Origin of the sequence: Acinetobacter ursingii DSM 16037 = CIP 107286 (assembly GCF_000368825.1) — a bacterium.
In the GTDB taxonomy this organism is placed as follows: domain Bacteria; phylum Pseudomonadota; class Gammaproteobacteria; order Pseudomonadales; family Moraxellaceae; genus Acinetobacter; species Acinetobacter ursingii.
In genome coordinates, this window is sequence record NZ_KB849715.1 from 269584 (window position 1) to 294797 (window position 25214).

The 25214-nt window shown below is 40.1% G+C and carries 23 protein-coding genes; 10 read left to right on the forward strand and 13 right to left on the reverse strand.

Translation table 11 applies throughout. The features are described from left to right. Positions 1-51: 51 nt before the first annotated feature. The gene (locus tag F944_RS04335; protein WP_004987321.1) at positions 52-810 is read right to left on the reverse strand and encodes an alpha/beta fold hydrolase; all 759 of its coding nucleotides are present in this window, start codon (positions 808-810) and stop codon (positions 52-54) included. Beyond that, positions 803-1753 carry an isopenicillin N synthase family dioxygenase gene (locus F944_RS04340; RefSeq protein ID WP_004987323.1) on the reverse strand — a complete coding sequence of 317 codons (951 nt, stop codon included), beginning with the start codon at positions 1751-1753 and terminating at the stop codon, positions 803-805. Before F944_RS04340 ends, F944_RS04335 begins: the two co-directional genes overlap by 8 nt. Before the next feature lie 196 nt (positions 1754-1949). Between F944_RS04340 and F944_RS04345 the strand changes: the two genes are divergently transcribed. Next, on the forward strand, positions 1950-3317 hold the full coding sequence (locus tag F944_RS04345; RefSeq protein ID WP_004987328.1) for a nucleobase:cation symporter-2 family protein: 1368 nt from the start codon (positions 1950-1952) through the stop codon (positions 3315-3317). 200 nt (positions 3318-3517) lie between these two features. Beyond that, positions 3518-4870, forward strand: a complete 1353-nt coding sequence (locus tag F944_RS04350; protein ID WP_004987330.1) for an 8-oxoguanine deaminase — start codon at positions 3518-3520, stop codon at positions 4868-4870. A 48-nt stretch (positions 4871-4918) separates the two neighbouring features. Here the strand turns inward: F944_RS04350 and F944_RS04355 are convergent, their stop codons facing one another. Continuing rightward, on the reverse strand, positions 4919-5125 hold the full coding sequence (locus F944_RS04355) for an NF038215 family lipoprotein (protein WP_004987331.1): 207 nt from the start codon (positions 5123-5125) through the stop codon (positions 4919-4921). Positions 5126-5302: 177 nt separating this feature from the next. On the opposite strand from F944_RS04355, the gene F944_RS04360 reads away from it, so the two are divergent. Beyond that, the gene (locus F944_RS04360; protein ID WP_004987334.1) at positions 5303-5761 is read left to right on the forward strand and encodes a DIP1984 family protein; all 459 of its coding nucleotides are present in this window, start codon (positions 5303-5305) and stop codon (positions 5759-5761) included. A 212-nt stretch (positions 5762-5973) separates the two neighbouring features. On the opposite strand, the gene F944_RS04365 is transcribed toward F944_RS04360, so the two are convergent. Both F944_RS04365 and F944_RS04370 read right to left on the reverse strand, forming a co-directional pair. After that, positions 5974-6609 (reverse strand): LysE family translocator, encoded by a 636-nt coding sequence (locus tag F944_RS04365; RefSeq protein WP_034700220.1) that lies wholly within the window; start codon positions 6607-6609, stop codon positions 5974-5976. A 34-nt stretch (positions 6610-6643) separates the two neighbouring features. Beyond that, positions 6644-7408, reverse strand: a complete 765-nt coding sequence (locus F944_RS04370; protein ID WP_004987337.1) for a class I SAM-dependent methyltransferase — start codon at positions 7406-7408, stop codon at positions 6644-6646. Between the two features lie 180 nt (positions 7409-7588). On the opposite strand from F944_RS04370, the gene F944_RS04375 reads away from it, so the two are divergent. Genes F944_RS04375 through F944_RS04395 form a run of 5 tightly spaced genes read left to right on the forward strand, consistent with a single transcriptional unit; the run spans position 7589 to position 13154 of the window. Continuing rightward, positions 7589-8158, forward strand: a complete 570-nt coding sequence (locus F944_RS04375; protein ID WP_010588963.1) for a TetR/AcrR family transcriptional regulator — start codon at positions 7589-7591, stop codon at positions 8156-8158. Further along, the gene (locus F944_RS04380; RefSeq protein WP_004987339.1) at positions 8151-9809 is read left to right on the forward strand and encodes an MFS transporter; all 1659 of its coding nucleotides are present in this window, start codon (positions 8151-8153) and stop codon (positions 9807-9809) included. Before F944_RS04375 ends, F944_RS04380 begins: the two co-directional genes overlap by 8 nt. A 22-nt stretch (positions 9810-9831) precedes the next feature. After that, positions 9832-11010, forward strand: a complete 1179-nt coding sequence (locus F944_RS04385; protein WP_004987340.1) for an HlyD family secretion protein — start codon at positions 9832-9834, stop codon at positions 11008-11010. Between the two features lie 44 nt (positions 11011-11054). Next, positions 11055-11927: a 1-aminocyclopropane-1-carboxylate deaminase/D-cysteine desulfhydrase gene (locus F944_RS04390; protein WP_004987341.1), complete on the forward strand. Its 873-nt coding sequence runs from the start codon at positions 11055-11057 to the stop codon at positions 11925-11927. 30 nt (positions 11928-11957) lie between these two features. Continuing rightward, positions 11958-13154: a BaiN/RdsA family NAD(P)/FAD-dependent oxidoreductase gene (locus tag F944_RS04395; RefSeq protein ID WP_004987344.1), complete on the forward strand. Its 1197-nt coding sequence runs from the start codon at positions 11958-11960 to the stop codon at positions 13152-13154. 12 nt (positions 13155-13166) lie between these two features. Here F944_RS04395 and F944_RS17065 read toward each other — a convergent pair whose 3' ends face one another. The 3 genes from F944_RS17065 to F944_RS04405 form a co-directional block, all read right to left on the reverse strand. Further along, positions 13167-13343: a hypothetical protein gene (locus F944_RS17065; protein WP_004987350.1), complete on the reverse strand. Its 177-nt coding sequence runs from the start codon at positions 13341-13343 to the stop codon at positions 13167-13169. Between the two features lie 178 nt (positions 13344-13521). After that, a complete protein-coding gene (locus F944_RS04400; RefSeq protein ID WP_004987353.1) occupies positions 13522-15210 on the reverse strand; it encodes a mechanosensitive ion channel in 1689 nt (562 codons plus the stop codon). Between the two features lie 227 nt (positions 15211-15437). After that, positions 15438-15674: a flagellar basal body-associated FliL family protein gene (locus F944_RS04405; protein ID WP_004987355.1), complete on the reverse strand. Its 237-nt coding sequence runs from the start codon at positions 15672-15674 to the stop codon at positions 15438-15440. A 153-nt stretch (positions 15675-15827) separates the two neighbouring features. Between F944_RS04405 and F944_RS04410 the strand changes: the two genes are divergently transcribed. Continuing rightward, positions 15828-16250, forward strand: coding sequence for a hypothetical protein (locus F944_RS04410; RefSeq protein ID WP_004987358.1), 423 nt, complete (start codon positions 15828-15830; stop codon positions 16248-16250). Between the two features lie 158 nt (positions 16251-16408). Here F944_RS04410 and F944_RS04415 read toward each other — a convergent pair whose 3' ends face one another. Then, positions 16409-17170, reverse strand: coding sequence for a ferredoxin--NADP reductase (locus F944_RS04415; RefSeq protein ID WP_004987365.1), 762 nt, complete (start codon positions 17168-17170; stop codon positions 16409-16411). Between the two features lie 84 nt (positions 17171-17254). On the opposite strand from F944_RS04415, the gene gigC reads away from it, so the two are divergent. After that, positions 17255-18142: a LysR family transcriptional regulator GigC gene (gene gigC / locus F944_RS04420; protein WP_004987367.1), complete on the forward strand. Its 888-nt coding sequence runs from the start codon at positions 17255-17257 to the stop codon at positions 18140-18142. A 62-nt stretch (positions 18143-18204) separates the two neighbouring features. On the opposite strand, the gene F944_RS04425 is transcribed toward gigC, so the two are convergent. The 4 genes from F944_RS04425 to nuoN form a co-directional block, all read right to left on the reverse strand. Continuing rightward, positions 18205-20343 carry a TonB-dependent receptor gene (locus F944_RS04425; RefSeq protein ID WP_004987369.1) on the reverse strand — a complete coding sequence of 713 codons (2139 nt, stop codon included), beginning with the start codon at positions 20341-20343 and terminating at the stop codon, positions 18205-18207. 138 nt (positions 20344-20481) lie between these two features. Beyond that, positions 20482-22713 (reverse strand): TonB-dependent siderophore receptor, encoded by a 2232-nt coding sequence (locus tag F944_RS04430; protein WP_004987374.1) that lies wholly within the window; start codon positions 22711-22713, stop codon positions 20482-20484. 262 nt (positions 22714-22975) lie between these two features. After that, positions 22976-23611 carry a uracil phosphoribosyltransferase gene (gene upp / locus F944_RS04435; protein ID WP_004987377.1) on the reverse strand — a complete coding sequence of 212 codons (636 nt, stop codon included), beginning with the start codon at positions 23609-23611 and terminating at the stop codon, positions 22976-22978. A gap of 106 nt (positions 23612-23717) precedes the next feature. Continuing rightward, positions 23718-25214, reverse strand: a complete 1497-nt coding sequence (nuoN, locus tag F944_RS04440) for an NADH-quinone oxidoreductase subunit NuoN (protein ID WP_004987382.1) — start codon at positions 25212-25214, stop codon at positions 23718-23720.

Genomic DNA, 25214 nt, shown 5'->3' on the forward strand with positions numbered 1-25214 from the left:
ATAAGAGGAAAATCACTTTGTACAATTGATTTTCCTCGATGACCATTGATATCAAACAGGCACTTTTTCAGTAAATAATTGATTCAGCTTTTCAACTAGTAATTGAGGTTGAATCGCTTGAGGTACATGCCCTGTTTGCATGCTAATGACTTGTAAATGATCAGGTTGTAACTGTTGCATCAAACGCTGCATATTGATTGATAATGACTGATCATAAAGCGCTTCTACATAAATTCGCGGCACACGACCAAAACGTTCAGGCGTTAATACTGGCTTTAAATCTCGCCCTGTTTCTGGTTGCGGTCGTAATTTTGCAATTAATTTTTCTGCAAGTTCTGCATCACAATCTTGCAAAAAGATTTTCTTCGCACCTTCAGGACTCACAATACTATAACCCTCTTGAGTAAAACTCAGATACGGAGAAATTCCAGCAAAATCCTCATCTGGAAAATGCTGCTCGCACAATATTTTAAAATCCAGAAATGACATGTTTGAGGGCAGCATCATCCCAACCAAATAGATGAGACTCTTGATTAGGTCAGGGATTTGTTCTGCCACTGCTGAAATGGTCAAACCTCCACCGCTATGTCCAAGCAATACGACAGGTTCACCAATTTTTTGAATCGTCTGCACAACAAAATCACAGTAATTGTCCTGATTGGCAGAAAGTTGAGTGTCACTATTCCAACCATTATCAGGCAAGTCAACTGCATGTACTTGCCAGCCCGTTTGCTCCAATAATGGCTTGATCAAGTCGAATGACCAGCTTCCCTGCCAAGCACCGTGTACCAATACAATATGCTTAGCCATAGGTTCTCCGATACATTTCAATATGATGCTTTTCGACTGTCGTCGGTGCAAATAAAGCAGGTTCGTTTTCAGTTTTACAATTAGGCAGACATTGCACTTGATAATCTGGATTTCCACCAAAGAAAAAAGGAACCGAATAACGCTGTTTGCCTGATTTATTAATCACTCGATGCAAAGTCGATTTAAAGCGATTATTAGTCCAACGTGCAATTAAATCACCCAGATTAATTACATACGTTCCTTCGATTGGTGGCGCATCCATCCAGCTTTCACTGTTTTGATCCCAAACTTGCAAACCACCTTGCTGGTCTTGAAGTAATAAGGTTAATGCACCAAAATCGGTATGCGCCCCACAGCCTTTTTCATTTGGTTCAGGATTAGCAGGTTGTGGTGGATAATGTAATAAGCGTAAAGTCACCAATGAATCATGACAGAAATCATCAAAATAATTTTCTGCTAGCGACAATGACAAGGCTAAACCACGCATCAGGTATTTTGCCAATACTTCGAGTTCAGCCTGATAGCGCTGCATGGTAGATTCAAATTCTGGAAACTGTGTAGGCCATTGGTTGGGCCCATGATTAAAACGTTGTGCTAACACTTCTTTACTTTCTAGCGCATATTCCCGCCCCGAATAAAACCCTTCTTTTAAATCTGCGGGAGTTCCTGCTTCTAGCGTTTGGTTTTTTAAAGGTTCATAACCCCGATTGGCAATTGAGTTTTTCTTATGTACTTTTTCTTTTTCGTTCATGGGCAAATCAAAGAATTGTTTGCTTTGTTTAAAAACTGCCTGTTGTAATTCAGTGGCAATTCCATGATTTGAAATATAAAAAAAGCCTTTATCCTCACATGCTTGTTTCATCTGTTGCGCGACCATCTGACGCTCTTTCACATCAGCACTAAATAGACCTGATATATCAATCACAGGAATTGAAACACTCATACCTTACTCCATTACCTAGACTTATATATGACTTGTACCTGTTCAAGATTGAGCAATTGCTGTGCCACCGATAGTATCCGTCACTGTTATATGTTTTTTCATATTTTAAAATTCATGTTTATTTAAATACTTAGAAGATGGCATGCATGTTGCAAATTTTACTCTTGTCATACACACAAAGTTGAAAGGGTTTGATATGAACGATGAAACTAAAACCGCATCTCCAGAACATGAACATCTTGGAATGGGTAAAAACTTAACTTATGGTTTTCAGCATGTCTTGACCATGTACGGTGGTCTGATTGCAGCACCACTGGTTGTAGGTCTTGGTATTGGGCTATCTCAGGCAGATATTGGTTTGCTCATTACTGCTTCTATTTTAGTGGCAGGACTAGCAACCTTACTGCAAACGCTGGGTTTCAAATGGTTCGGTTCTAAACTTCCAATTGTACAAGGCACTTCTTTTGCAGCCGTTGCCAGTATGATCGCGATTGGTTCAAATGGGGGCAGTTTTCAGGCCATTCTTGGTGCAATTATGGTGAGTTCGATTTTCGGGATCATTATTGCACCATTTTTTTCCAAAATTGTACGATTCTTTCCGCCAATCGTCACAGGTTCTATTATTGCCATTATCGGAATTTCACTTTTACCAGTGGCGATTCGCTGGATGATGGGTGGCAATCCTAAAGCTGAGAACTGGGGTTCAATGGAAAATATAGGTTTGGCAGCTTTTACCTTATTTGTTTTATTGCTGCTCACCAAATTTGGTACTCCAGCCATCAAACGTTTAGCCGTTCTACTTTCCATCTTTTGTGGTGCAATTGCTGCGTTTGCATTAGGTTTAGCTGATTTTTCTAAAGTCAGTGATGGTGCATGGATCGCATTGCCTAATATTTTAGGCTTTGGTATGCCAGTGTTTGAATGGCCTGCGATTTTAACCATGAGTATTGTTACGATTGTGATTTTGACTGAAACCACAGCTAGTTTGCTCGCAATTGGTGAAATTGTAGATACCCAAGTTGACAATAAACGTATCGCTGATGGTTTACGTGCAGACATGCTTTCATCCGCACTTGCCCCTCTTTTTGGTGCCTTCATGCAATGTGCATTTGTACAAAATGTGGGTTTGGTTGCCATTACAGGAGTCAAAAGTCGCTTTGTAGTTGCCACTGCGGGTGGAATTTTAGTGGTCTTGGGTTTACTTCCTGTATTTGGTCGTCTTGTTGCTTCTATTCCAATGCCTGTACTGGGTGGCGCTGGTTTGGTGTTGTTTGGTAGTGTTGCAGTCAGTGGTATTCGTACCTTGTCTAAAGTCGATTATCAAGTTCAATCCAATCTAATTATCGTCGCCGTTTCACTTGCAGCAGGTCTTATTCCACTGATTAGCCCTGATTTCTTCCATGCAATGCCAGATGCGGTACAAACCCTATTTCATTCTGGTATCAGTATTACCTGTATCATGGCTGTTCTGCTTAATTTGTTCTTCAATCACTTACATGTAGGAAAAAAGCCACAAGTGAGTAATTTACCTGAAGTCGCTGCAACTGCTGAAAATCACTCCTGATATTATTCGCTTCAAACCCGTACTTTGTGAAATGCCAGTCGAGTTAAAACGACTGGCATTTTTTCGATGAGAATAGTGATCGATAGTCATATATCCCACTATATCCATTGATTTATATCAATTATCTAGCATCGTGTAAAAACTGAATCTTGGTACAGGCATTGCTTTTCAAATATAAAAATATTTGAGCGAAATCTGCTATGTCACGTCTCTGGATCAAACATCCACTTGCTATTTTTACCGCCAATCAGCAGGATGCAACGAATGGCGTTGTGATTGAAAATGGTCAAATTATTGAACTGGTTGCACAAGGCCAAGCCCCTACTCAACCTGTCGATCAAACATTTGATGCCCAAGACTGTGTCGTTATTCCAGGGTTGATCAATTCCCACCATCATTTTTATCAAACATTAACTCGTGCATGGGCACCTGTGGTGAATACACCATTATTTCCATGGTTAAAAAATTTGTATCCTGTTTGGGCAAAATTAACGCCTGAACAATTACATCTTGCTACCCAAGTGGCTTTAGCAGAATTGGTCATGTCAGGATGTACTTTCGCAGCCGATCATCATTATTTATTTCCACAGCAATTAACCGATGCCATTGATATCCAAGTGCAAGCAGCACAAGAGTTAGGTATTCGTGTCATGCTGACGCGCGGTTCTATGAGCTTGGGTGAAGAATCAGGCGGTTTGCCTCCACAGCAGACAGTACAGCAGATGGATCAGATTTTGCTGGATTCAGAACGTCTTGTTGGGAAATACCATCAGCGCGGTGCAGGTGCCATGGTCAATATTGCGCTTGCACCATGTTCTCCTTTTTCAGTCACACCAGAGATTATGCGAGAAAGTGCAGCAATGGCACAGCGTCTGGATGTGCGTTTGCATACTCATCTGGCAGAAACGCTAGATGAAGAAGCCTTTTGTTTACAAATGTTTGGTATGCGAACGGTAGATTATCTGGAAAGCGTTGGCTGGTTAAGCGATCGTACATGGCTGGCGCATGGTATTCATTTTAATACCGAAGAAATTCAGCGTTTAGGTCAGGCAGGTGTCGGTATTTGTCACTGTCCGCACTCCAATATGCGCCTTGCCTCTGGGATTTGCCCAACTCTTGATTTAATGCAGGCGGGTGCAACGATTGGTTTAGGTGTTGATGGCTCTGCCTCTGGGGATGCTTCAAATCTAATTTTAGAAACTCGTCAAGCCATGTATTTGCAACGTCTTAAATATGGTGCAGAACGAATTACGCCAGAATTAGCATTTGGCTGGGCGACTCAGGGTTCGGCAAAATTATTAGGCCGTGAACATGATTTGGGGGAAATCGCAGTTGGTCGTCAGGCAGACTTTGCTTTATATAAACTGGATGAACTGAAATTTTCAGGAAGTCATGACCCAATTGCAGCATTGCTGCTGTGCGGGGCAGATCAAGCTGAACATGTCATGGTCGGCGGCAAGTGGATTGTTAAAGAACGTCAATTAGCCACGATCGATATTGAAAAGCTACAAGCTGAACATCGTTTAGCTGCCAAGAAATTATTAGCGGCTTAAATTTTTTTAAAGAGACGTTGAAACGTCTCTTTTGCTTTTTAAATTTGATTATTGATTTTGCTTAAGGTGAGTATCGTTTGCCAATAATGGTGCTAATTTAAAATCTTTGTCATAGACAGGCATTCCCGCGATACTCATACTTCGCGCAGAGGTAGAAGATTGAATACTTTCGCTCTGAACCTTTGCCCTCATATCGCATCCCATCACAGCAACACTGGAACTCACAACCAAGACATATAGAAATATCCTTTTCATACGACCACCTGATTATTTTCATTATTTTTATCGTCAGATTATCACAACCTGTTTAAATTGTGAGCAAAAAAACATTTCAAATTATATTATTCAGATGCAGATGTATACGTTCTGAAACGGACAGCGATGTTTTTTCATTTTATGATCATTCATTTTAGACCCATATATTGAGTTTTTATGAAGCTTGCAGAAGCATTATTGCTCAGAAGTGATTTACAGAAAAAACTCCTTTCCTTGCAGCAACGTATTCATAAAAATGTACTCGTGCAAGATGGAGATACGCCCAGTGAAGATCCAGAACAACTTATAGATGAAGCGGTTCTGGTGAATAAACAATTATTTCAGCTTATACAAAAAATCCATCAAACCAATGCGCAAGCACAAGCCAATAATGGAAAAGCTTCACTCGATATCCTCAATCAGCGCGATCAACTTACCGCTGAACATCGAATCATTCAGCAAGCAATAGACAATACGCAAAAAGATACGGATCGTTATAGTGTTCGTGAAATTAAATGGATTAAAGCTGTTTCTGTTTCTAAGCTACAAAAACAAGCAGATGAAATCAGTCAAAGTTTACGTTTAATCAATCTTGAAATTCAGGCATCCAACTGGCAGATAGATTTAAAGGAATAAACTGAGTATGATCAATCTGGGCATATTGGGCGAGTACACGACCTTTTTATACGGTTTGTAAGGTCTAAAATTCACAAACCGTCTGATAGAGGTAGTGCGCCTGCTTCGCCAAATCTTTACATTTTAGGCGCAGCACATTGCATATATGATCTATGACACTTTACTAATGACCACCACGTACTGACAATATGCCCACCATATTATATTTTAGCTTAACGACTTGAGAAAATGAGTTTTAGACCTAATACCGTCACAATTCCACCTGTTACTCGATCAATCAAAGTTTTGGCTTTGATATAAACACGGCGCGGTTTTTCAGACGATAAAAGTAAGGCGACGAGTGAATACCAACCTGCATCAATTACAAAACAAATCACGGGTAATGCCACATAATAATAATTTGGAATTTCTTTAGGTAATAAGGCGGTAAATACACTGGCCAAGACCACCGCAATTTTTGGATTACTCAGTTGTGTAATCAAACCATAACGATAGGCACTTTGATAAGTCATAGTTTGTTGCTGTTGGGCATCCATCTCAATCGGTGATTTAGCATGTTTTACAATCTTATAAGCCAGCCAAAGTAAATATAGCCCACCACCAATTTTTAGCATGAGATAGGCCGATGGCACAGCCAATAAGATCGCTTGTAAACCCATCACTGCCAGTAAACCAAAAAATGCCGCGCCTGTGCCAGTCCCCAAAGCGGTAAATAAACCATGCTTACGTGATTTAGCAATCGAGTTTTGCGCCACATAGATAAAGCTTGGGCCAGGACTCATTGCACCTAACATCAGCGCCATCGCAATAGAAAATAAAGGCAACAAACTTTCCACGTGGGTATCCATAGCGTCAGTGATCATAGACATGAATTTTAACGCATTACTCAGGCTTTGTAAGAACCAAATACATGACTTCGCTTTGAAATGAACCATCTGGCTGTATTTGATAATAATTTTTTACCACATCCGATGCTTTTTGCTGTAAATAACGTAATGTTGCCACAGCTTCTGCTGGGGTTTGCATTCGCTCGGCCCAACTTGCAAAATTTAACTGCAAACTTTGTTTTTGCATTTGCTCAATTTTAAAACCGGCACGCTCAGCAAATGTCATCCATTCAGCTAAAGAATAATCGCGAACATGACTTGGGTCACGAATGATCTCAATACTCTGTAAAAAGGTATCTAGTACAGGTTGTTGATTCCCTAAGATATCAACAAATATCACTTTTCCACGAGGTTTAAGCACACGATAGATTTCACTCATTGCTTGTGAAACATTCTGCCAATGATGTGCAGAATAACGACTCACAACCGCACATATACTCTGATCTGCAAAATCAAGTAGTTCTGCTGCACCTTGCTGTCCCGTGACATTATTTAACCCGCGCGCCTTCGCCTGTTCAACCACCAACTGCACCATCTCAGCAGTTAAATCATAAGCAATCAACTGCTCCACATCTGGTGCAATCTGATACGTAACATGCCCGGCACCGCAGCCTAAATCTAAAACACGTTGAAAAGCTTGTTGCTGTAAAACTTCACGTATTTGGTCAAATTCTGCTCCTTGTGCATGGACTGAGCTATTTAGATAAGCCTTTGCTTTGTCTTGATATTGTTGCTGATTCACTTCATGTTGAGTGGTCATTTTGATCTTCTCATTGAGTAGTGATGTTGAGCTTAATCTGAAGAATATAAAAAATAAAATAATGAATTTTTTAATTATTAATAACTTTTAGTTATGTTTTACAATTTGATAATAATTTCTCTGGGAGATCGGACAAAAACGTCCGTAAAATATATCGATCAAATTCAGCATCTCTCCTCTATGAGTAAACATATCAAACGTGCGGCCAAAAATCGGGAAGATTTACTCGAAGCTGCGGTTGAGATGTTTAAAATTCATGGAATGAGTGTTCCGTTACAAATCATTATCGACCATGCTGGTGTGGGGCGTGCAACTTTTTATCGAAACTTTACTGATCGAAAGGCTTTAGTCTATGCCTTACTTGAGCAAGCCGTTTCTCATCTGGAACTTCGTGCGGAACAATATCGTATGTACGATGATGGTTTAATTCGATTAATTAAAAGTCATGTCCATAATTTAAATAATCTTTCGGCTCTGATGGAGTATTGGCGAGTGCTGGACCAACACGATGAAGTGCTGATTTCACTGATACAGCATCATCAACAGATTGTGCAGCCGCTCATTGATCGGGCGATTGAAAAACGAATTTGTCGTCCTGACTTTAATTTTGAAGATTACCGTAGCATTGTTTCCATGTTGTCGTCATCTTTTCGCGGGCACGATGAAACACAAAGAATTCGATTTGCCAGCCGTGCAGTCGAGTTATTACTCAATGGCATTTGTTTGAATAACGGGGTGTATCATGGCTGAGAGTCCGCGTTATCTGGAAACACCACCAGACTGGACAGATGATGAACGTCCCGTATTACCGGGTTCGCCGCCTTCAATTGAACATCCCTCTCATAAAAGATATCTATATTTTATTATCGGAACTTTTATTGCCCTCACCGCAGGGCTAAGTAATGGTTTTATTACCGCTAATTTACCTCAGTTACAGGGTGAATATGGACTAACGCCTGTTGAGAGTGCGTGGCTTCCTGCGGCTTATGTCATGGCGAATGTCAGTTCTAACCTGATTTTGTTTAAAGCCAGACAACAATATGGTTTACGCCTCTTTACTGAAATTGGTCTGCTTGCGTTTATCGCAGTGATGATCCTGCATATTTTCGTACAAAATTATCATATGGCTATTTTTGTACGTTTTATCAGTGGGATGGTTGCAGCACCACTTAGCTCTCTGGGCATGTATTACATCATGCAGGGCTTTACCAAAGAACACCGTTTAAGAGGTCTGTATATTGGCTTCGGCTTCGGTCAACTCGGTGTACCACTGGCATGGATCATTTCGCCTGCATTGGTTACGGTCAACGACTGGACGGTCTTATATACTTTTGAGTTAGGTTTGGCAGTGTGTTGCTATGCCATGGTGGTTTCCCTCAAGTTACCCCGTAGTTTACGTATTGCTGTTTTTGAACGACAAGATATTGTTACCTTTTTATTGCTGGCACCGGGTTTCGCCTGCATCTGCGCGGTTTTGACACAAGGGCCTTTGCTGTGGTGGTTTGATTCGCCTTGGCTGGCTTATGTGTTAATGACGGGTTTTGTATTACTGGTGTTTGGCTTTATTTATGAACATCATCGTAGTAACCCCCTGATTATGACCCGCTGGTTAGGTACGTTTGCTGTACTACGCTTTGTATTTGGAGCGTTGTGTCTGCGCTTTTTATTGTCAGAACAAAGTTATGCCGCGGTGAATTTTCTAAAAACCATGGGCATGGGGCCAGATCAGTTTGTTGGGCTATATAGCGTGATCTTTTTTGGGATGTTGGCAGGCGTTTTATTTAGTGCGGTCACATTTTCTCGAGAACGAACATTATTACATCTGGTTTTAGCCTCCTTTTTGATTTTGATCGCCAGTAAACTGGATGCACATTTGACCAGTGATATTCGTCCACAAAATTTCTATCACAGTCAATTTCTGATTGCCTTTGCCAATGGATTATTTATTGGCCCCCTACTTTTGGTGGGATTTGGACGCGCTTTGAAAGAAAGCCCTGCACATGTGGTGACGTTTATCGTGTTATTTTCTGCCACACAAAACTTTGGTGGCTTGATTGGTTCATCGTTTTATAATACTTATCAAAAACGTCAAACCCAAGTGTATCAAATGGACATCAGTCGTAATTTGGAACGAACTGATCCAACCATTGATCAACGTTTAAAACAATATCAGGCAAAATTTAGCCCCAACATTGCCGATCCTGTTCAGGATCAATTACAGGCAACCAAAACCTTATCGCAAACTGCAAATCGTGAGGCTCAAGTCCGAGCTTATAACGATGTGATTAATTTTAATAGTATCGTGGCGATTGTGTTATTCCTTTGGGGATTGTGCAATATTATCTGGGCGAAGTATCTTACTTATCGTGAGAAACTGACTGCCTCATCGACATCATCCTAAGTGGCGTGTTTGAGTATAATTTATGAGTGACGAGCAAAAAACCAATCCACAGAATGAACCTGATTCGAATCAAACAAATCAGTCTCAATCTGGAACGACATCTTCTGCCACGCCACAACCTGCCCCGCTCAAACCTGTTCAGCGCGTCGGGAAGTTGATTCCAACCAAAAAATCGACATTGGCAATCATGTTTATCGTGCTGTTGGTAGGCTTAGGACTCATTATGTGGGCATGGCGTATTGGGCCATTTCATACTGCCATTGAGCAAACTGACAATAGCTATGTCAAAGGTAAAACCACTGTCCTTTCGTCACAGATTAATGGTTATATCAAAGATGTACTGGTCAAAGATTTTGACTACGTCAAAAAAGGTCAAGCTTTGATGCATATTGATGCCACGACTTATGACCAAAAAGTGACGCAAGCACAGTCTGCGGTTGAACAAGCAAAAAATAGTCTGGCCAATCAAACTCAGACGATTGCTCAGCGGCAAGCCGATATTGCTGCGGCTCAAGCTAAAGTTGACCAAGCTCAGGCGCAATATGATTTATCGATGACACAATTACAGCGCTACCAACAACTGGGCGATAGCGGCGCAGCCTCTAAATCAGAACGTGATAAAGCCGCAGCAGATGTAAAAAATAATCTGGCGTTACTCAAACAAGCTCAGGCCAATGTAAATGTTGCACAGGAAGCCCTAAAAACCGCGCAAGTCGCACAAACAGGTTTAGAAGCGCAAGTCACCAATGCACAGGCACAACTGGATCAGGCAATGACCACCAAAGATTATAGTGTGATTACTGCGCCAATGGATGGACAATTAGGTGAAGTCAATCCACGTGTGGGGCAATATGTCGCAGCAGGTTCACAGTTATTGTATTTGATTCCTCAACAAACTTGGGTGATTGCCAATTTTAAAGAAACCCAGATCGCCAATATGAAAATTGGGCAAAAAGTCACTTTCACCGTCGATGCCTTAGATCATCAGAAATTTACAGGTCATGTTGAGCAAATCTCCCCTGCTGCGGGTTCAGAGTTTAGTGTACTCAAAGCAGATAATGCGACAGGTAACTTTACCAAAGTGGTACAGCGAATTTCTGTACGGATTGCGATTGACCCGAATCAAAAAGGCTTGGAACGCTTACGTCCGGGGATGTCGGTGATCACTTCGGTAGATACATCATCCAAAGCTATGGACTAGCTATTTTTCTTATTGATATGACGTTTTAATTCAGGCTGTCTTCTATGTTCAACGCTATTGCACAAGCTGTGGGATATCAAACTCTCATGGATCAGCCTGACATACATCTTGATTTAAAACGTCTGGATCTCATTCATCCACATATTTCAGGCAATAAATTTTATAAGCTCAAATATAACTTACAGCATGCCAAACAACTGGGGCAGGATACCCTGATTACTTTTGGTGGCGCATTTTCCAACCATATTGCAGCTACAGCTTATGCAGCCCATTATTTTGGCTTTAACAGTATTGGCATCATTCGTGGTGAAGAACTGGCTGATCAACGCTTAAATCACACTTTGGCCACTGCCTCGCAGTTTGGCATGCAACTCGAATTCATCAATCGACAGGATTATCGCAATAAAGAGCAACCTGATTTTTTGGCAGAATTACAATCTCGATTTCCAAACGCCTATATTATTCCAGAAGGTGGAACAAACTCTCTTGCCATTCAAGGTTGCAAAGAAATTTTAAGCGAACAAGATCGACAAAATTACGATGTGATTTGCTGTGCGGTGGGAACTGGCGGCACGATCACAGGATTGATTGAATCAAGTCACTTTAATCAAAATATTTTGGGTTTCTCTGCGTTAAAAGGCGATTTTTTAACGAGTGACGTTACCCACCTTACCGCAAAGAAAAACTGGAAGATTATAGATGAGTATTGTTGTGGCGGTTATGCCAAGACTTCCGCGCAGTTAATCGAGTTTATTCAGTTTTTCGAAAAACAATATCAAATTCCACTTGAGCCCATTTATACAGGAAAAATGCTATTTGGCATTTTTGACTTGATCGAAAAGGCTTACTTTCCTCCTCATACCCGAATTTTAGCAATTCATAGTGGTGGATTACAGGGCAGGCAAAATCTTTTATAATGTCGCGCTTTTATAACGCTGAGTAAATTTATGTCCATGCATTATGATGTCATTGTTCTGGGTGCCGGTGCGTCTGGACTAATGCTGGCGGCTCAGGCTGCTCAGCGTGGACGCAAAGTTTTAGTGGTCGAAAAAGCCAACAAAGTCGGAAAAAAAATCCTGATGTCTGGCGGAGGTAAATGTAATTTTACTAACCTGTATGTCGAGCCTGAGAATTTTATTTCACATAATCCACATTTTGTGATTTCGGCCTTATCACGTTATAACAATTGGGATTTTATCGGCTTGGTCTGTGACTATGGCATCGCCTATGAAGAACGTAAGCATGGACAGCTTTTTACCTTAAATGGTTCAAAAGATATTTTGAATATGCTTTTAGCTGAATGCGATAAAACGAAACTGGTCAACATAAAAACGGACTGTGAAGTAAAAACTGTGAAGCAATTAGACCATCAACTTTTTGAAGTTCAAAGTACACACGCAACCTTTACTTGTGAATCTCTGGTTGTTGCATCAGGTGGCCTTTCAATTCCAACACTAGGTGGTTCAGGAATTGGCTATGAGCTAGCTAAACAATTTGGTCATCAGGTTTTTCCAACTCGCGCAGGATTAGTCCCCTTTACTTTTTCTGATAAATTTAAAGAAGTAACCACACGCCTGAGTGGGAATGCTTTGGAGGTGACACTTTCCAATGATAAAAACAGTTTTACCGAGGCACTACTCTTTACTCATCGTGGTTTAAGTGGTCCAAGTTCACTGCAACTTTCGAATTATTGGCAAGCAGGTGAATCTTTTCAGATCAACTTTTTTCCTACCCAAGACTTAGCTGATTATTTGAAACAAAAAAAACAGCAGCAACCCAAAGTCTTGTTACGCACGTTATTATCCGAACTGACCGCAAAAAGCATTGTGCTTGAGTTACAACAACTGATCTGGCCTAACTATGCAGAAACCGCGATTGCTCAACTGAGTGATACAGTCTTGGAGCAGATTGCAGCACAGCTTCATGGTTTTGTAGTGAAACCCTCCGGGACTGAAGGCTATCGTACCGCCGAAGTGACTTTGGGTGGAGTAGACACCGCTGAAATTTCATCCAAAACCATGCAAAGCCAGAAAGTTAAGGGGCTCTATTTTATTGGTGAAGTTTTAGATGTGACTGGACATTTAGGCGGTTATAACTTTCAGTGGGCGTGGTCATCGGCCTATGCCGCTGCACAATATGTATAAAATACGTCAAAATTATGGTGCAGCATCGATCTGATTGGCTTCGATTGAAGGAGTTTCATCTACACCTGTTTTTTCTGTTTGTGTCACTTTATTTTTGGCAAATACAAACTTATAAGCACTGACCAAAAATCCGACAGTAATACCCGCAATCACAATCGGGGCGATAAATCGATTCGGCTGCTTTTGCATTTTTCACTCCTCTTTTATTTTTTATAAGTCATTGATTAGATTGCTTTCATACGTCTTTTTTATTTCTTCTTTAGAGAGAAAATAAAGAAGGCGAAACAGTGATGAAAAATCTATTTTAACGGTCTAAAAAAACGACCACTCAGGATAGAGTGGCCGATTCTGGTGCAAAAATCAAAACTTATTTCGGTTGATCATCGGGTTTTGATGTTGGATCATCCTCACCTTCGCCTTTAGAGCCATAAGGATTATTTAAAGGTTTATGCGCGGGGTCTACATCAAACGTGGTAGGAACATTATGATCTGTTGCCGCCTCTGAGGGTGCAACAGGCGATGATGCAACAGGTGTTTCAACCACAACCGCTGATTGAGTTTTCGCGATTGGATTGGGTTTATTTCCCTCAGCTTTGGCTTTATCAATAAGATCGGTCAAAACACGTTCTGCAGGTTGACGACCACCCAGACCAAAAGCGAGAGCAAATGCGACTGCCACCGAACCGAGTGTGAGTCCAAAAGCCAGATTGACGATTGAATCGGCAATACCCATTGCGCGTAGTCCCATCGCTAGAACCAAGCCCATAATCAAGATACGAACCAGATTACCTAACCAGCGTGAGCTGTTATATTCACCGCGTTGAACGACATTTGCCACGATATTGGCTAAACAGAAACCTACGACCAGAATTAAAGCACCAAGTAAAATGTTGGCGCCGAAGGCAATGAAGATCGCGACCAGATGACTAATCTGATCAAAACCAAGACGATTCGCTGCTTCTGCAACCGCAAACAACATGGTAAAGAATACGATTAAGACACCAACCACATGCGAGATTTTAGTCGATCCCAAGAAACGCTGTAAGTCAAACTTTGCAGGAACATCATCGACACCTGTACCTGCCAAAATATCTTCAACCAGTTTTGCGACAAAACGGGAGACGACATAGGCAATAATCAAAATCAGACCAGCAGCAATAATATTTGGTATCGCAAACATGATCTCATTGAGCATGGCTGTTGCTGGCTGAGAAATAGACTCAATTCCAAGCGCTTCAAATGCAATAATCAATGCAGTAATAAAGATCAGCGCAAAAACCAGAGAACCTAGTACATTGGCGATATTGCTGTTTTTAAACAGTCCTATTTTCTCAGCTTGAGCTTGTAAACCCACACTATTGACCAAGCCTTCTGTAATCCCACGTACAATTTTTGCCAAAATGTAGCCAACAAAAACGATCACGCCTGCAATAAAGATGTTTGGAAGATATCCAACAACTTCAGCCACCATTGCCTGAACAGGGAGTAAAAGACCTGAGAGTCCTAAAATCGAAAGGACAATAGGTAAAAATAAAAGCAGAATTAACCAATAGATAATATCTGCAATATTTTCACTGAGTGGTCGAACACCGACTTCATTGCTCAGTTTCTCATCAAGTTGAGTCTTAGACAAAGCTTTGGATAGTCCTGCTCGCACCAAACGCGCCAAGATCCAACCCACAAAAGCCACGACAGCCGCTGCAATAAGATTCGGCACAAAAACCAATACTTGGGTGATCATGGCACTAAATGGCCCGCTGACACTATAAATATTCAGTACGTTTAAAGAAGCAATCAGCGCAATAATCAACACAAACCAAAATATAAATTTTGAAATAATTGACTCAAAGTCTGGTGCTTTACCCGTTGCGGTCGATAAATGACGATTGGTTCCAATTAGATTGAGTAATTTTTTGACACCCGCAGCGATAATCAGTGCCAAAATCCAACCAATAATAAAAACTGCAATTGCCGCGATAATGGGCTGAAACATATCCCAATAGTACATAAATCCATAATGGGCTTGCGCAGCCTCATTGTTAAAATAATCGTTCATATAGGTCATGCCCTCTTTGTTATATTAATCACGGCTTAGTCTTGATGAAGTTAAGCTGTAAAATGGTTTTAAGAATGGATATTATTTGTGATCTACCTCAACATATTATGTGCTTATTTTTTATTCAAGATGCAATATAAGAACTACTACAAAAATGAAGTAAAAGATTGCAAAAAAGCCATCTAATCACATTAGATGGCTTGTTAAAAATTAGAATCGATAACAATTTAAGACTGTTGACTATTGGTAGTTGAATTATTTGGCGTAGCAGGCTGTGCATTTGGATTTGGATGATCTGGTGGTGCATCACTTGCATCTGGTTTATGATCAGCCACCATATACACAATCAATGCCACTAAAAAAATTCCCACAATTGCCAAAATATAAACCGGCAAACGACGTTTCTTTTCGGTCTCTTCTGGTGACGAAGTATGTGGTGTTGGTTTATTAAAATCATGTGTCATCGCAATCCCCTCTTTTATTTTCCATTGTTCTTTATCATAACAAGCACTTATGTAGCATTGTGTGAAAAAGCATAGCGCTATCGTGTTCTTTGTTTCTGCGTTGTATATAAAAATAGGCTATAATAGCCCACCCATTTTTTTGCTCAGGTCTTTATGTCGTATCGTCAGCAAAGCGTCACTCTGGATTTAGACACTGACGTCACACATGAATGCTCATTACACGTCACGCGTGATGAACATCTGATCGGAATTATTAGCTTTAATAAAGCAAGCTATAGCTTGAAATGGGGTGATCTGGAATATTTTAGACGCCGCACGGAAGAATTTTCAGTCATGCCTTTTCCCGATTGTATCAATGCGATGATCATTGATATTCGAAACGTCAATTCATTTCTGGACAATGAAGTTCCCATACTACCGTGGCGTCTACTTGAAGAAGAATGTCCAATTCGTCTGGTGGTTCCACAAGAGCGTTTAGAACATTATGCGGGATTCTTTGAGCCAACGTGGTTGAGTACAGATCTGGATTCAGCCATTCAGGAATTACGTGAATTTATGGACATGTTTGTACATTAAAGCCCGTATTTATATGGGTCATATTTAAGTCATGATATCTGTTCATGTGATTTGATGACGCGGGTGCTTTGAATCACTCGTGCTCTGCTTTGCTCTTGAGCTGCTAAACCGCTCTTGCACTGCTTTAGTCGCTCTTGCGCTGCTATAACCGCAGCTCATCACCAATAATTTTCCACGGCAATATTGCCTTCACCACGACGGTTCATGGTTAAACCACGGCGTTTTAATGCCTCTTTGGTATCTTCAACCATTTGTGGATTACCACAAAGCATGACATGACTGGATTCAGGATTTAACGAATAACCAACCGCTTTTTCCAGTTCACCATTTTCAATTAATACTGGCAATCTTTCGTGCAACACAGCATTTGGATCACGCGTAATCACAGGAACGAACTTAAATCCAGTATGCCCTTCACCAAAACTTGCCGCAATCTCTTGTATACGATCAACATAAGCCAATTCAGAAACGGTACGAACACTATAGACTAAATGAATTTGCTGGTAATTTTGCCATGTCGCAAAATCCTGCAACATCGAAAGAAAAGGCGCCAGCCCTGTACCTGTTGCTAATAGCCATAAATCTTGAGGTAAAGGTAGTTGATAACGCGCCAAGGTTAAAAAACCATAAGAAATTTTTTCTAAGTAAAGCTCATCACCCACTTTGAGATGTTGTAAATTTGACGTAAACGCACCATTTGGAACGACAATCGAAAAGAACTCTAGTGTTTCATCAAACGGTGATGACACAACTGAATAAGCGCGCACCACCAAATCATCACCCACTTTTAAACCAATTCTGGCAAATTGACCCGCAGTAAACTTAAAATGCGCTGGGCGGGTCATGGTAAAACTAAACAAATTTGAAGCCCAACGCTGTACAGATAAGACTTTTTCTACGCTAAATTTCTCAATTGACATAATTTCAACATGGCACGACAGGGTATGCTCATGTTAGCATGACAGCAGAAATTATGACTACTTTTCAAGGGTAAGGCTTGATTCATGCGCATGACATTACGTCAGTTGGCTGTCTTTGTGGCAGTCGCTCAAGAAGGAACAGTAACCAAAGCCAGCGATGCCGTCCGCCTAACTCAAAGTGCTGCCAGTATGGCATTGGCTGACCTTGAAGATGGATTAGGCGCTCCACTCTTTGACCGTTTAGGCAAACGCCTACAATTGAACGATCTAGGTCGTTTTTTATTGCCTCAAGCTTTGGAAATTTTGGGGCGTTGTGAAGCATTTGAACAAGCCGCTAAAGGTGAATTACAAAGTATCGATTTACGTCTAGGTGCGACACTCACCATTAGTGATTATTTGATCCCTGACCTCATGGCAGATTTTCTACAAATTCACCCTCAGGCACATTTGCAGTTGCAAGTCGGGAATACTCGCCAGATGATTGAGGCAGTAAATCAATTTCAGCTTGATTTAGCACTCATTGAAGGTTCGTGTCATTTACCACAATTACAATGTATCCATTGGCGGAATGATGAACTTGCTGTCTGTTGCTCGCCTGACCATCCTTTGGCAAAATTAGGTCGGCCTTTGACACCTCAGGATTTTTTAAACGTCGAATGGATTTTACGTGAAGAAGGTTCAGGAACGCGCGAAGTCTTTGATAACGCCATTTTACAAGATGTCCCTGATGCCAATATTCGCCTCACCCTGGGACATAATGAAGCAATCTTGAAAATCGTTGCAGGTGGTTTAGGAATGTCTTGTATTTCTAGACTTGCCATTGAACCTTTAATTGAAAAAGGACAGTTGGTAATTTTAGAAACGCCTTTTTGGGAATTGACTCGCCCACTGCACGTATTGGTACATCGTCAGAAATATCAGGGACCAGGTTTAAAAGCCTTTATGAATTTCTGTGAAAATCGTGTGAATTGAGAATTTAAAAACATAAATAAAAAAACCTTTCATATGAAAGGTTTTTTTATAGGAAGCATTAGTTAGAAATCAAATGTTACGCCAAGTTTATAAGTGCGACCAGCTCCAATTGTGGCAAAACCACTTTGAAATACACCATCCCAATATTTTTTATCTGTTACATTATCAACATTGGCACGGAAAGTTGTATTTACTCCGCCTAGTTTAGTTACATATTTAGCGCCTAAATCAACCAAAGTATAGTCTGGTAATTTTAATGTGTTGCCTGAATCTAAATACTGATCATCAATGTAAGTAACAAAAGTATTAACACTTAATCCTTCAATCAAAGGAATTTGATAATCTAAACCTAAGCCTGCGGTAAACTCTGGTGTACCTTCAACTGTATTCCCTTGATTTGATGCAGCTTTTTCATACTTAGTATCAATATAAGCCAAGTTCCCATAAACAATTAAGTCATCAGTTACTTTGCCAGATACACCATACTCAATTCCTTTAGATTTAGTTTCGGCACCATCTGTTGTTACTGTAGTAGTTTTACCTGCTACATAGCGTGAATCATTTGTCGACAAATTTAATGTCATAGTGCTTGGTTTTTCAATCTGATACATTGCTAAAGTATGCAACCAACGCTCACCTTGAAATTTCGCACCAATCTCATACTGTTTAGTTTCAAATGGCGCAAAAGTATTACCGTAGTTTGCATCCGCTGTAGAAGTAACCGTCGATCCTTGTACTAATGCTTCAACATAACTGGTATAGAACGATAAGCTATCTCCAAATGGCTTCACTACAAATGCAATACTTGGTGAAATCTTATCTTTACTATAATTGCTCCATGTCTTAGTAGTCGCGTTAATTGAATCAATATCCATATCCTGATAACGTGCACCTAGTATTATTTGCAACTTGTCATTTAACATAGACATTTGATCAGTCAAGCTATAACTGAGAAACTCACTATGATTATATGGCCCCCAGACAGGATATGTTGTTGGCATTTCACCATAACTACCCACATCTGAATTATATAGATTAGTTTTAAATGATGATGATGTTGCAGCATAATGTTGCTTTAAATGGCTCGATAGATAATCTGCACGTAAGCCAACGGTATGTGAAACTAGTCCTGTATTAAATTGACCTTCCAAACCTATGTTAGCTGTACTATTATCATATTTAGCATGTACACGATAATATTGTGTTGAGGCATCTCCTGCCGCATTTGTGACAATCATTCGTGTGCCAAACAAATGACCTACATATTCTTTTTGAGCGTAACCAATTCCTGCATAAGCTTTTAAATTAGATAAAAGCTTATATTCACCTGATAAACCTACATATTGACTTTCTTGTTCCCCTTGAAGTTTAGGAAAATAATTTGTTTTACCATCTGGTGCTGCAAGTACACTTTTCAAAGTCGCAAACGATACCATTGCTGGCGAACCACCATCACGCTCATCACGAACAGAATATGCATCAAGATTAATTTTTGCTTTATCTGTTGTGTAATCCAGTCCAATTACCGCAGCAGTATTTTTATCATCCATACCATCAATGATATGTTCGCCTTGTCCATAAGTTGCACTAGCTCTAGCGCCAAATTCTTTATTTTCTCCAAAACGGCGAGCTACATCAAAACCAGATTTATAGTATCCACCATCTTCATACATGGCAGAAACTTGCGTTAAATCTCTATCTGCACGTTTAGTGGTTGCCATAATAACACCACCTACCCCTCCACTCGGAGGCATGCCTGCGACCAAGGCGTTTGGGCCTTTTAATACTGTAACAGAACCTAAAATATCAGTTGGTGTACGACCTGTTGGCCCCATACCATAAGAACCATTTATATTCGCATCTTCCCAACCAACGCTCAGACCACGTATTTTAAAGTTTTCATTTAAATGCCCACTGTTGGTTGTTGTGCGTATACTTGGATCATTTTTTAAAACATCCATTACAGAATCAGCTTGTTTATCTTGTATCGCCTGCTCTGTATAAGACTGAATACTAAAAGGAGTGTTTAATAATGATTTTTCACCCAAAATACCTAAATTAGCATCTTTTTTAAGTTTTCCCGTTGCATCGGTTGCTTGTGAGTCCGCTTTAACAGTGATAGTAGGTAGCACAACATTTTCTTCTGCAAAGGCAAAAGCGGGTAGTGCAATGAGAGATAAAAATAATATGTTCTTTTTCACGAAATTTCCCCATTAAAAATCGGGCTAATTATATAAGATAAATTCTCAAATGAGAATAAAAACAATTATAAATTAAATTATCTTTTCTATTTTTCTAAACAGCAGCAAACAAAGTATCTGCTGTTTAGATTAGATAATTTAGAACTTATAGGTCAGAGAGCCTGTATAGCTAGTTGGGTCACCATAAGTATTTGCCCAAGTATTGAGGCGATACTTTTCATTTGTGATATTATCCACATTTAAAGCAACACTTAAATCACGATTAATCTGATATTTTGCCATTAAACTAACAAGTGCAAATTGATCTTGTTTATAGGCGATATAATTTACACCTGTGACATTGCCATTATAGAAAGCACTTTGCCAATTTACACCACCACCAATGGTAAGTTTTTTATCTAATACAGGTAGGTTATACGTGGTAAATAGCTTGTATTGATCCTCTGGGATCGTTGTATTTACTTTTACACCATTTTGTTTTGATTTTGCATGAGTATAACCAGTTTGAATATTCCATCCATCTAGAATTTCACCACTTGCTTCTATCTCATAGCCTTTAGTTTTTACACCATCCATTTCAGTATAATAGTTATCAGTTGGTAAGACGATTCCAACTAAATCAGAAGGAATATTATTTCCATATTTTGTACCAGCATCCGCTACATTATCCATCTTGGCTTCAAAATATGAAGCACTTAGATTCAGGCGATTTTCAAAGAATGTCGCTTTAAAACCACCTTCATAGTTATCACCTTCTTGCGGATCCAATAAAGCATAATTGTAGTCACGGTTACTTTGTGGCATGAAAATATTAGTATAGCTTGCATAAGCAGTTAACCACGGAGCAATGTCATAAGTAATACCTGCATAAGGAGTAACTTTTGCATAAGTACTAAAATGGGTAGGTGTATTTTTGGTTGCAGTCGTGACTAATGTTTCATAATCATAGTCGGATAAACGAGCACCAGCAATGACATGTAAATGATCAATTGGATTCAAGCGTGTAGCCAAATAATATCCGACTTGCTCATATTTCTTGTTATTTACTCCCACTACTTGAGTCGCCGCGTTAGGTAATGCAACATCGCCATTCCACGTTCTCAAATCAACCGCATTAGCACTGTTAGAACCTGAAAAGTTGTTATTATTATTTTCAATATGCTGATAACTTGCACCCAACATCAACTCATGTTCACGACCAAATAATTGATACGGCCCTGACGCAGAAACATCTAAACTATGTTCTTCGGGATTGAAATTATTTTGTGAGGCGGCGAGAGATGCATAATGTGCTTTATAAGTTGTTGTACCTTTGATGACATCCTGATCAGAATAATTGACTGAGGCTACACCGATCACCCCAAACAGCGACTTAATTTGCTGTTGTGTATAGTTATAGTTTGCCTGCAAATTCCAACGATTTTCAAATTCATGTTTTGCTTGTGCAAATAGATTAATAGTATCAACCCGACTATATGCCAATTTTGCATTGGCATTAAAGCTAGGGGTGTATGGATTAATACCACCGTCAATACCATACATATCAATACCATGCACACCAAGACCCGTCACTTTGTTACGACTTAGCATACCACCAACAGAAACCGTTGTTTTAGGGTCAATATCAGCATCGATAATGCCATAGAGTGTCCCTGACTGATTATCTCCCCAAGCTTTCCATGAATCACCCTGACCATACGATGCCACAGCGCGACCACGAATAGAACCAGCACTATTTAAACCACCTTGTACATCAAATTGTGATCGGTAAGTATCCCATGAGCCACCACTCAGTTTAACCTCTCCAGTTGGGACACTACTATTGGCATGTTTTCTATTAAAATTTACACTTGCGCTTGGATAACCCGCACCATTAGTCAAGCCAGTAGCACCCTTAATTACGGTCACGTTTTCAAAAACAGCGGGGTCAAAATTACTCAGAGATGATCCATTTTTGCCATCAATCGCTGGCGCTGTCATAACACCATCAACTTGATAATTTACGATTTGTTTACCGCGAGCATAATAAAATACATATTCTCCCCCATTGCCTACTGCACCTTGCGCACCAAAACGCTGTACATATACACCCGGGGTCTGATTCAATACATCTTCAACAGTTGTTAAGTTTTGATCATCGATTTGTTCTTTTGTAATTACACTCACAGACTGAGGTGTATCTTTCAGCGCCAAATCCATCTTGGTTGCAGATTTAGATTTTTTAACGGTATAACCTTGCTGATCTTGATCGTCAGCTTTCAGTTTGATGGTCGGTAATATATCTTCAGCGTGAATAAAACTACTACCAGCCGCCATAAACATCATCACTGAAATTGTACGGGCTAATATTTTGGGTTGAGTATTAAACATTAAATGTACCCCTGTATAAAATTAGCGCAATCCTATCTCAATTGATAATAATTATCACTAACATTATTCATACTATCTCCATAATTGTAATTGTATTTTTTTATTCACCTAAGCTAGTAAATAATTATTTCCATTTAATATTTATAAAAAATTTAAGGTTATTTTAATTTTTTAAAAAACTTAAACAGTAATTTAGCTGGAATGCACATCCCTTTTTTGCAAAAAAAAAGCCGCCAAATTGGCAGCTTTTTAAAGGAGTCTTTTAATCTTTTTGGACACTACCAAAAATCTTATCTCCTGCATCACCAAGGCCAGGCACGATATAACCTTGCGCATTCAATCCATCATCAATCGATGCGGTATAAATTTCCACTTCGGGGTGCAATTCATGCACTTTTTTAATGCCTTCAGGTGCAGCAACCAAAATCATGACACGAATATCTTTACATCCGCTGGCTTTAAGAACATCAATCGCAGCAACAAGTGAACTACCCGTCGCTAACATTGGATCAATAATCATCGCGATACGATTCGCTACATCAGGAACTAATTTTTTGTAATACGTTCGCGCCTGTAAGGTTTCTTCATCACGCTCCAAACCGAGTACACTGACTTTGGCACTAGGAATCAGGTTAAGTACGCCTTCCAACATGCCGATTCCTGCTCGTAAAATCGGAACGATGGTAATTTTTTTACCTGCAATACGCTGGGTCGTGACTTTGCCCGCCCAACCATCAACCTCATGATCGACCAGTTGCAAATCTTTTGTCGCTTCATAAGTCAGAAGCATTGTGACTTCTTGAGCAAGTTCACGGAAATTTTTTGTGCTGATATCCGAACGTCGCAATAAGCCAAGTTTATGACGAATCAGAGGATGACGGATTTCTTGAATGGGCACGGGAGAACACCTAAAACAACATTAAACTTGATATATTATAAATAGTTTTAGTGACGAAAATTAAAAAACCTCCACGAATGGAGGTTTTTTTTGTTAAAACACAAGCTTAATGCTGTTGTGATAACACAAAATGCAGAGGTGATAAAATCTCGCCTTCTAAGGCTAGTTTAATCACTGGATCTGGATAGATACCAATAATTAAAACCAATGCAGCCGCAGCCAAGACCATGATTCCACCTACTTTTTGTCCCCAATGCTTATCCGCATCGATACGAGGAACCTCAGGCGGAGTCATATACATGACCACCATCACACGTAGGTAATAGTACAAACCAATACCACTACCCACAATAATCATGGCTGCAAGGAACCAATGCTGAGTCGTTACCGCAGCCATTACCACAAGGAATTTACCAATAAAGCCCGCAGTTAATGGAATACCCGCCAAAGACAGCATCATTACGGTTAAAGTCGCAGTTAAAACAGGACGACGCCAGAATAAACCACGATAATCCGCAAGACTTTCAGCTTCATCGACATTGTTATAAGGACTAGACATCAACGCAACCGCACCGAATGCACCAATGGTAGTCAGTACATAAGTCACGACATACACCGTAACGCTACCTAAACTTGCGTAGGTCATGCTGATTAAAGCAATCAACAAATAACCAAAATGCGCAATCGATGAATAAGCCAAAATACGCTTTAAATTGACCTGACGAACTGCAAGCAAGTTACCCGCTAAAATAGATAACACGGCAATGATCGTTAAAATCGTTACTAGTGAATCGACAAGGATCGCACCAGAAGTCAGCATATAACGTACAAATAGACCAATTGTTGCCACTTTAGCCGCAGTCGCCAAAAAGGTCGCCATTGGCGCTGGCGCACCTGCATAAACATCAGGTGTCCATTTATGAAATGGCGCCAGTGAAAGTTTGAATGCAACCGCAAAAATGACCAGTGCAAGCCCTAAAATCACCATTGGTTGGCGAATCGCATTAAATAATGCTTGTACAGAATCATAGAAAGACAATGAACCTGTATAGGCATAGATATAAGCCATGCCCATCAAAAGCATTGCAGAAGCAGTTGCAGAAAGTACAAGATACTTCACACCAGATTCAAGTGAACGACTACGCTGATAGGTATAAGCCAACAAGCCATAAACTGGGATCGACATTAACTCAAGGCTAATGAAGAAAGAAGCATAATGCGCGCTTGCAACCATCAGCATTGCCCCTGATACCGAGATCAGAAGCAATAAGTAAAGTTCTTCGCGATTATCTTTATAGGTTTCAATATACGCATGTGACAAAGTACAGCACGCAAGTGAAGCCACAATAATGAGTAATTGATAAATCAGCGTAAACGGATCGATCATAAACATTCCCATGACATTCGATGGTACAAAATGACCACCAAACATCGTAATGAGAATATAAGCTGCGGCAAGGTTTAGACCCACCACTGAAGCGGTTGCAATTAAATTATGATTACGTTTAATTGCAATCAGGATCATCACAACGACTGCGGTCAACGCCACAATCATCACGGGTGCCAAAGGCATAAGCTGAGAAAAAGACATTGTGAAGTTCAT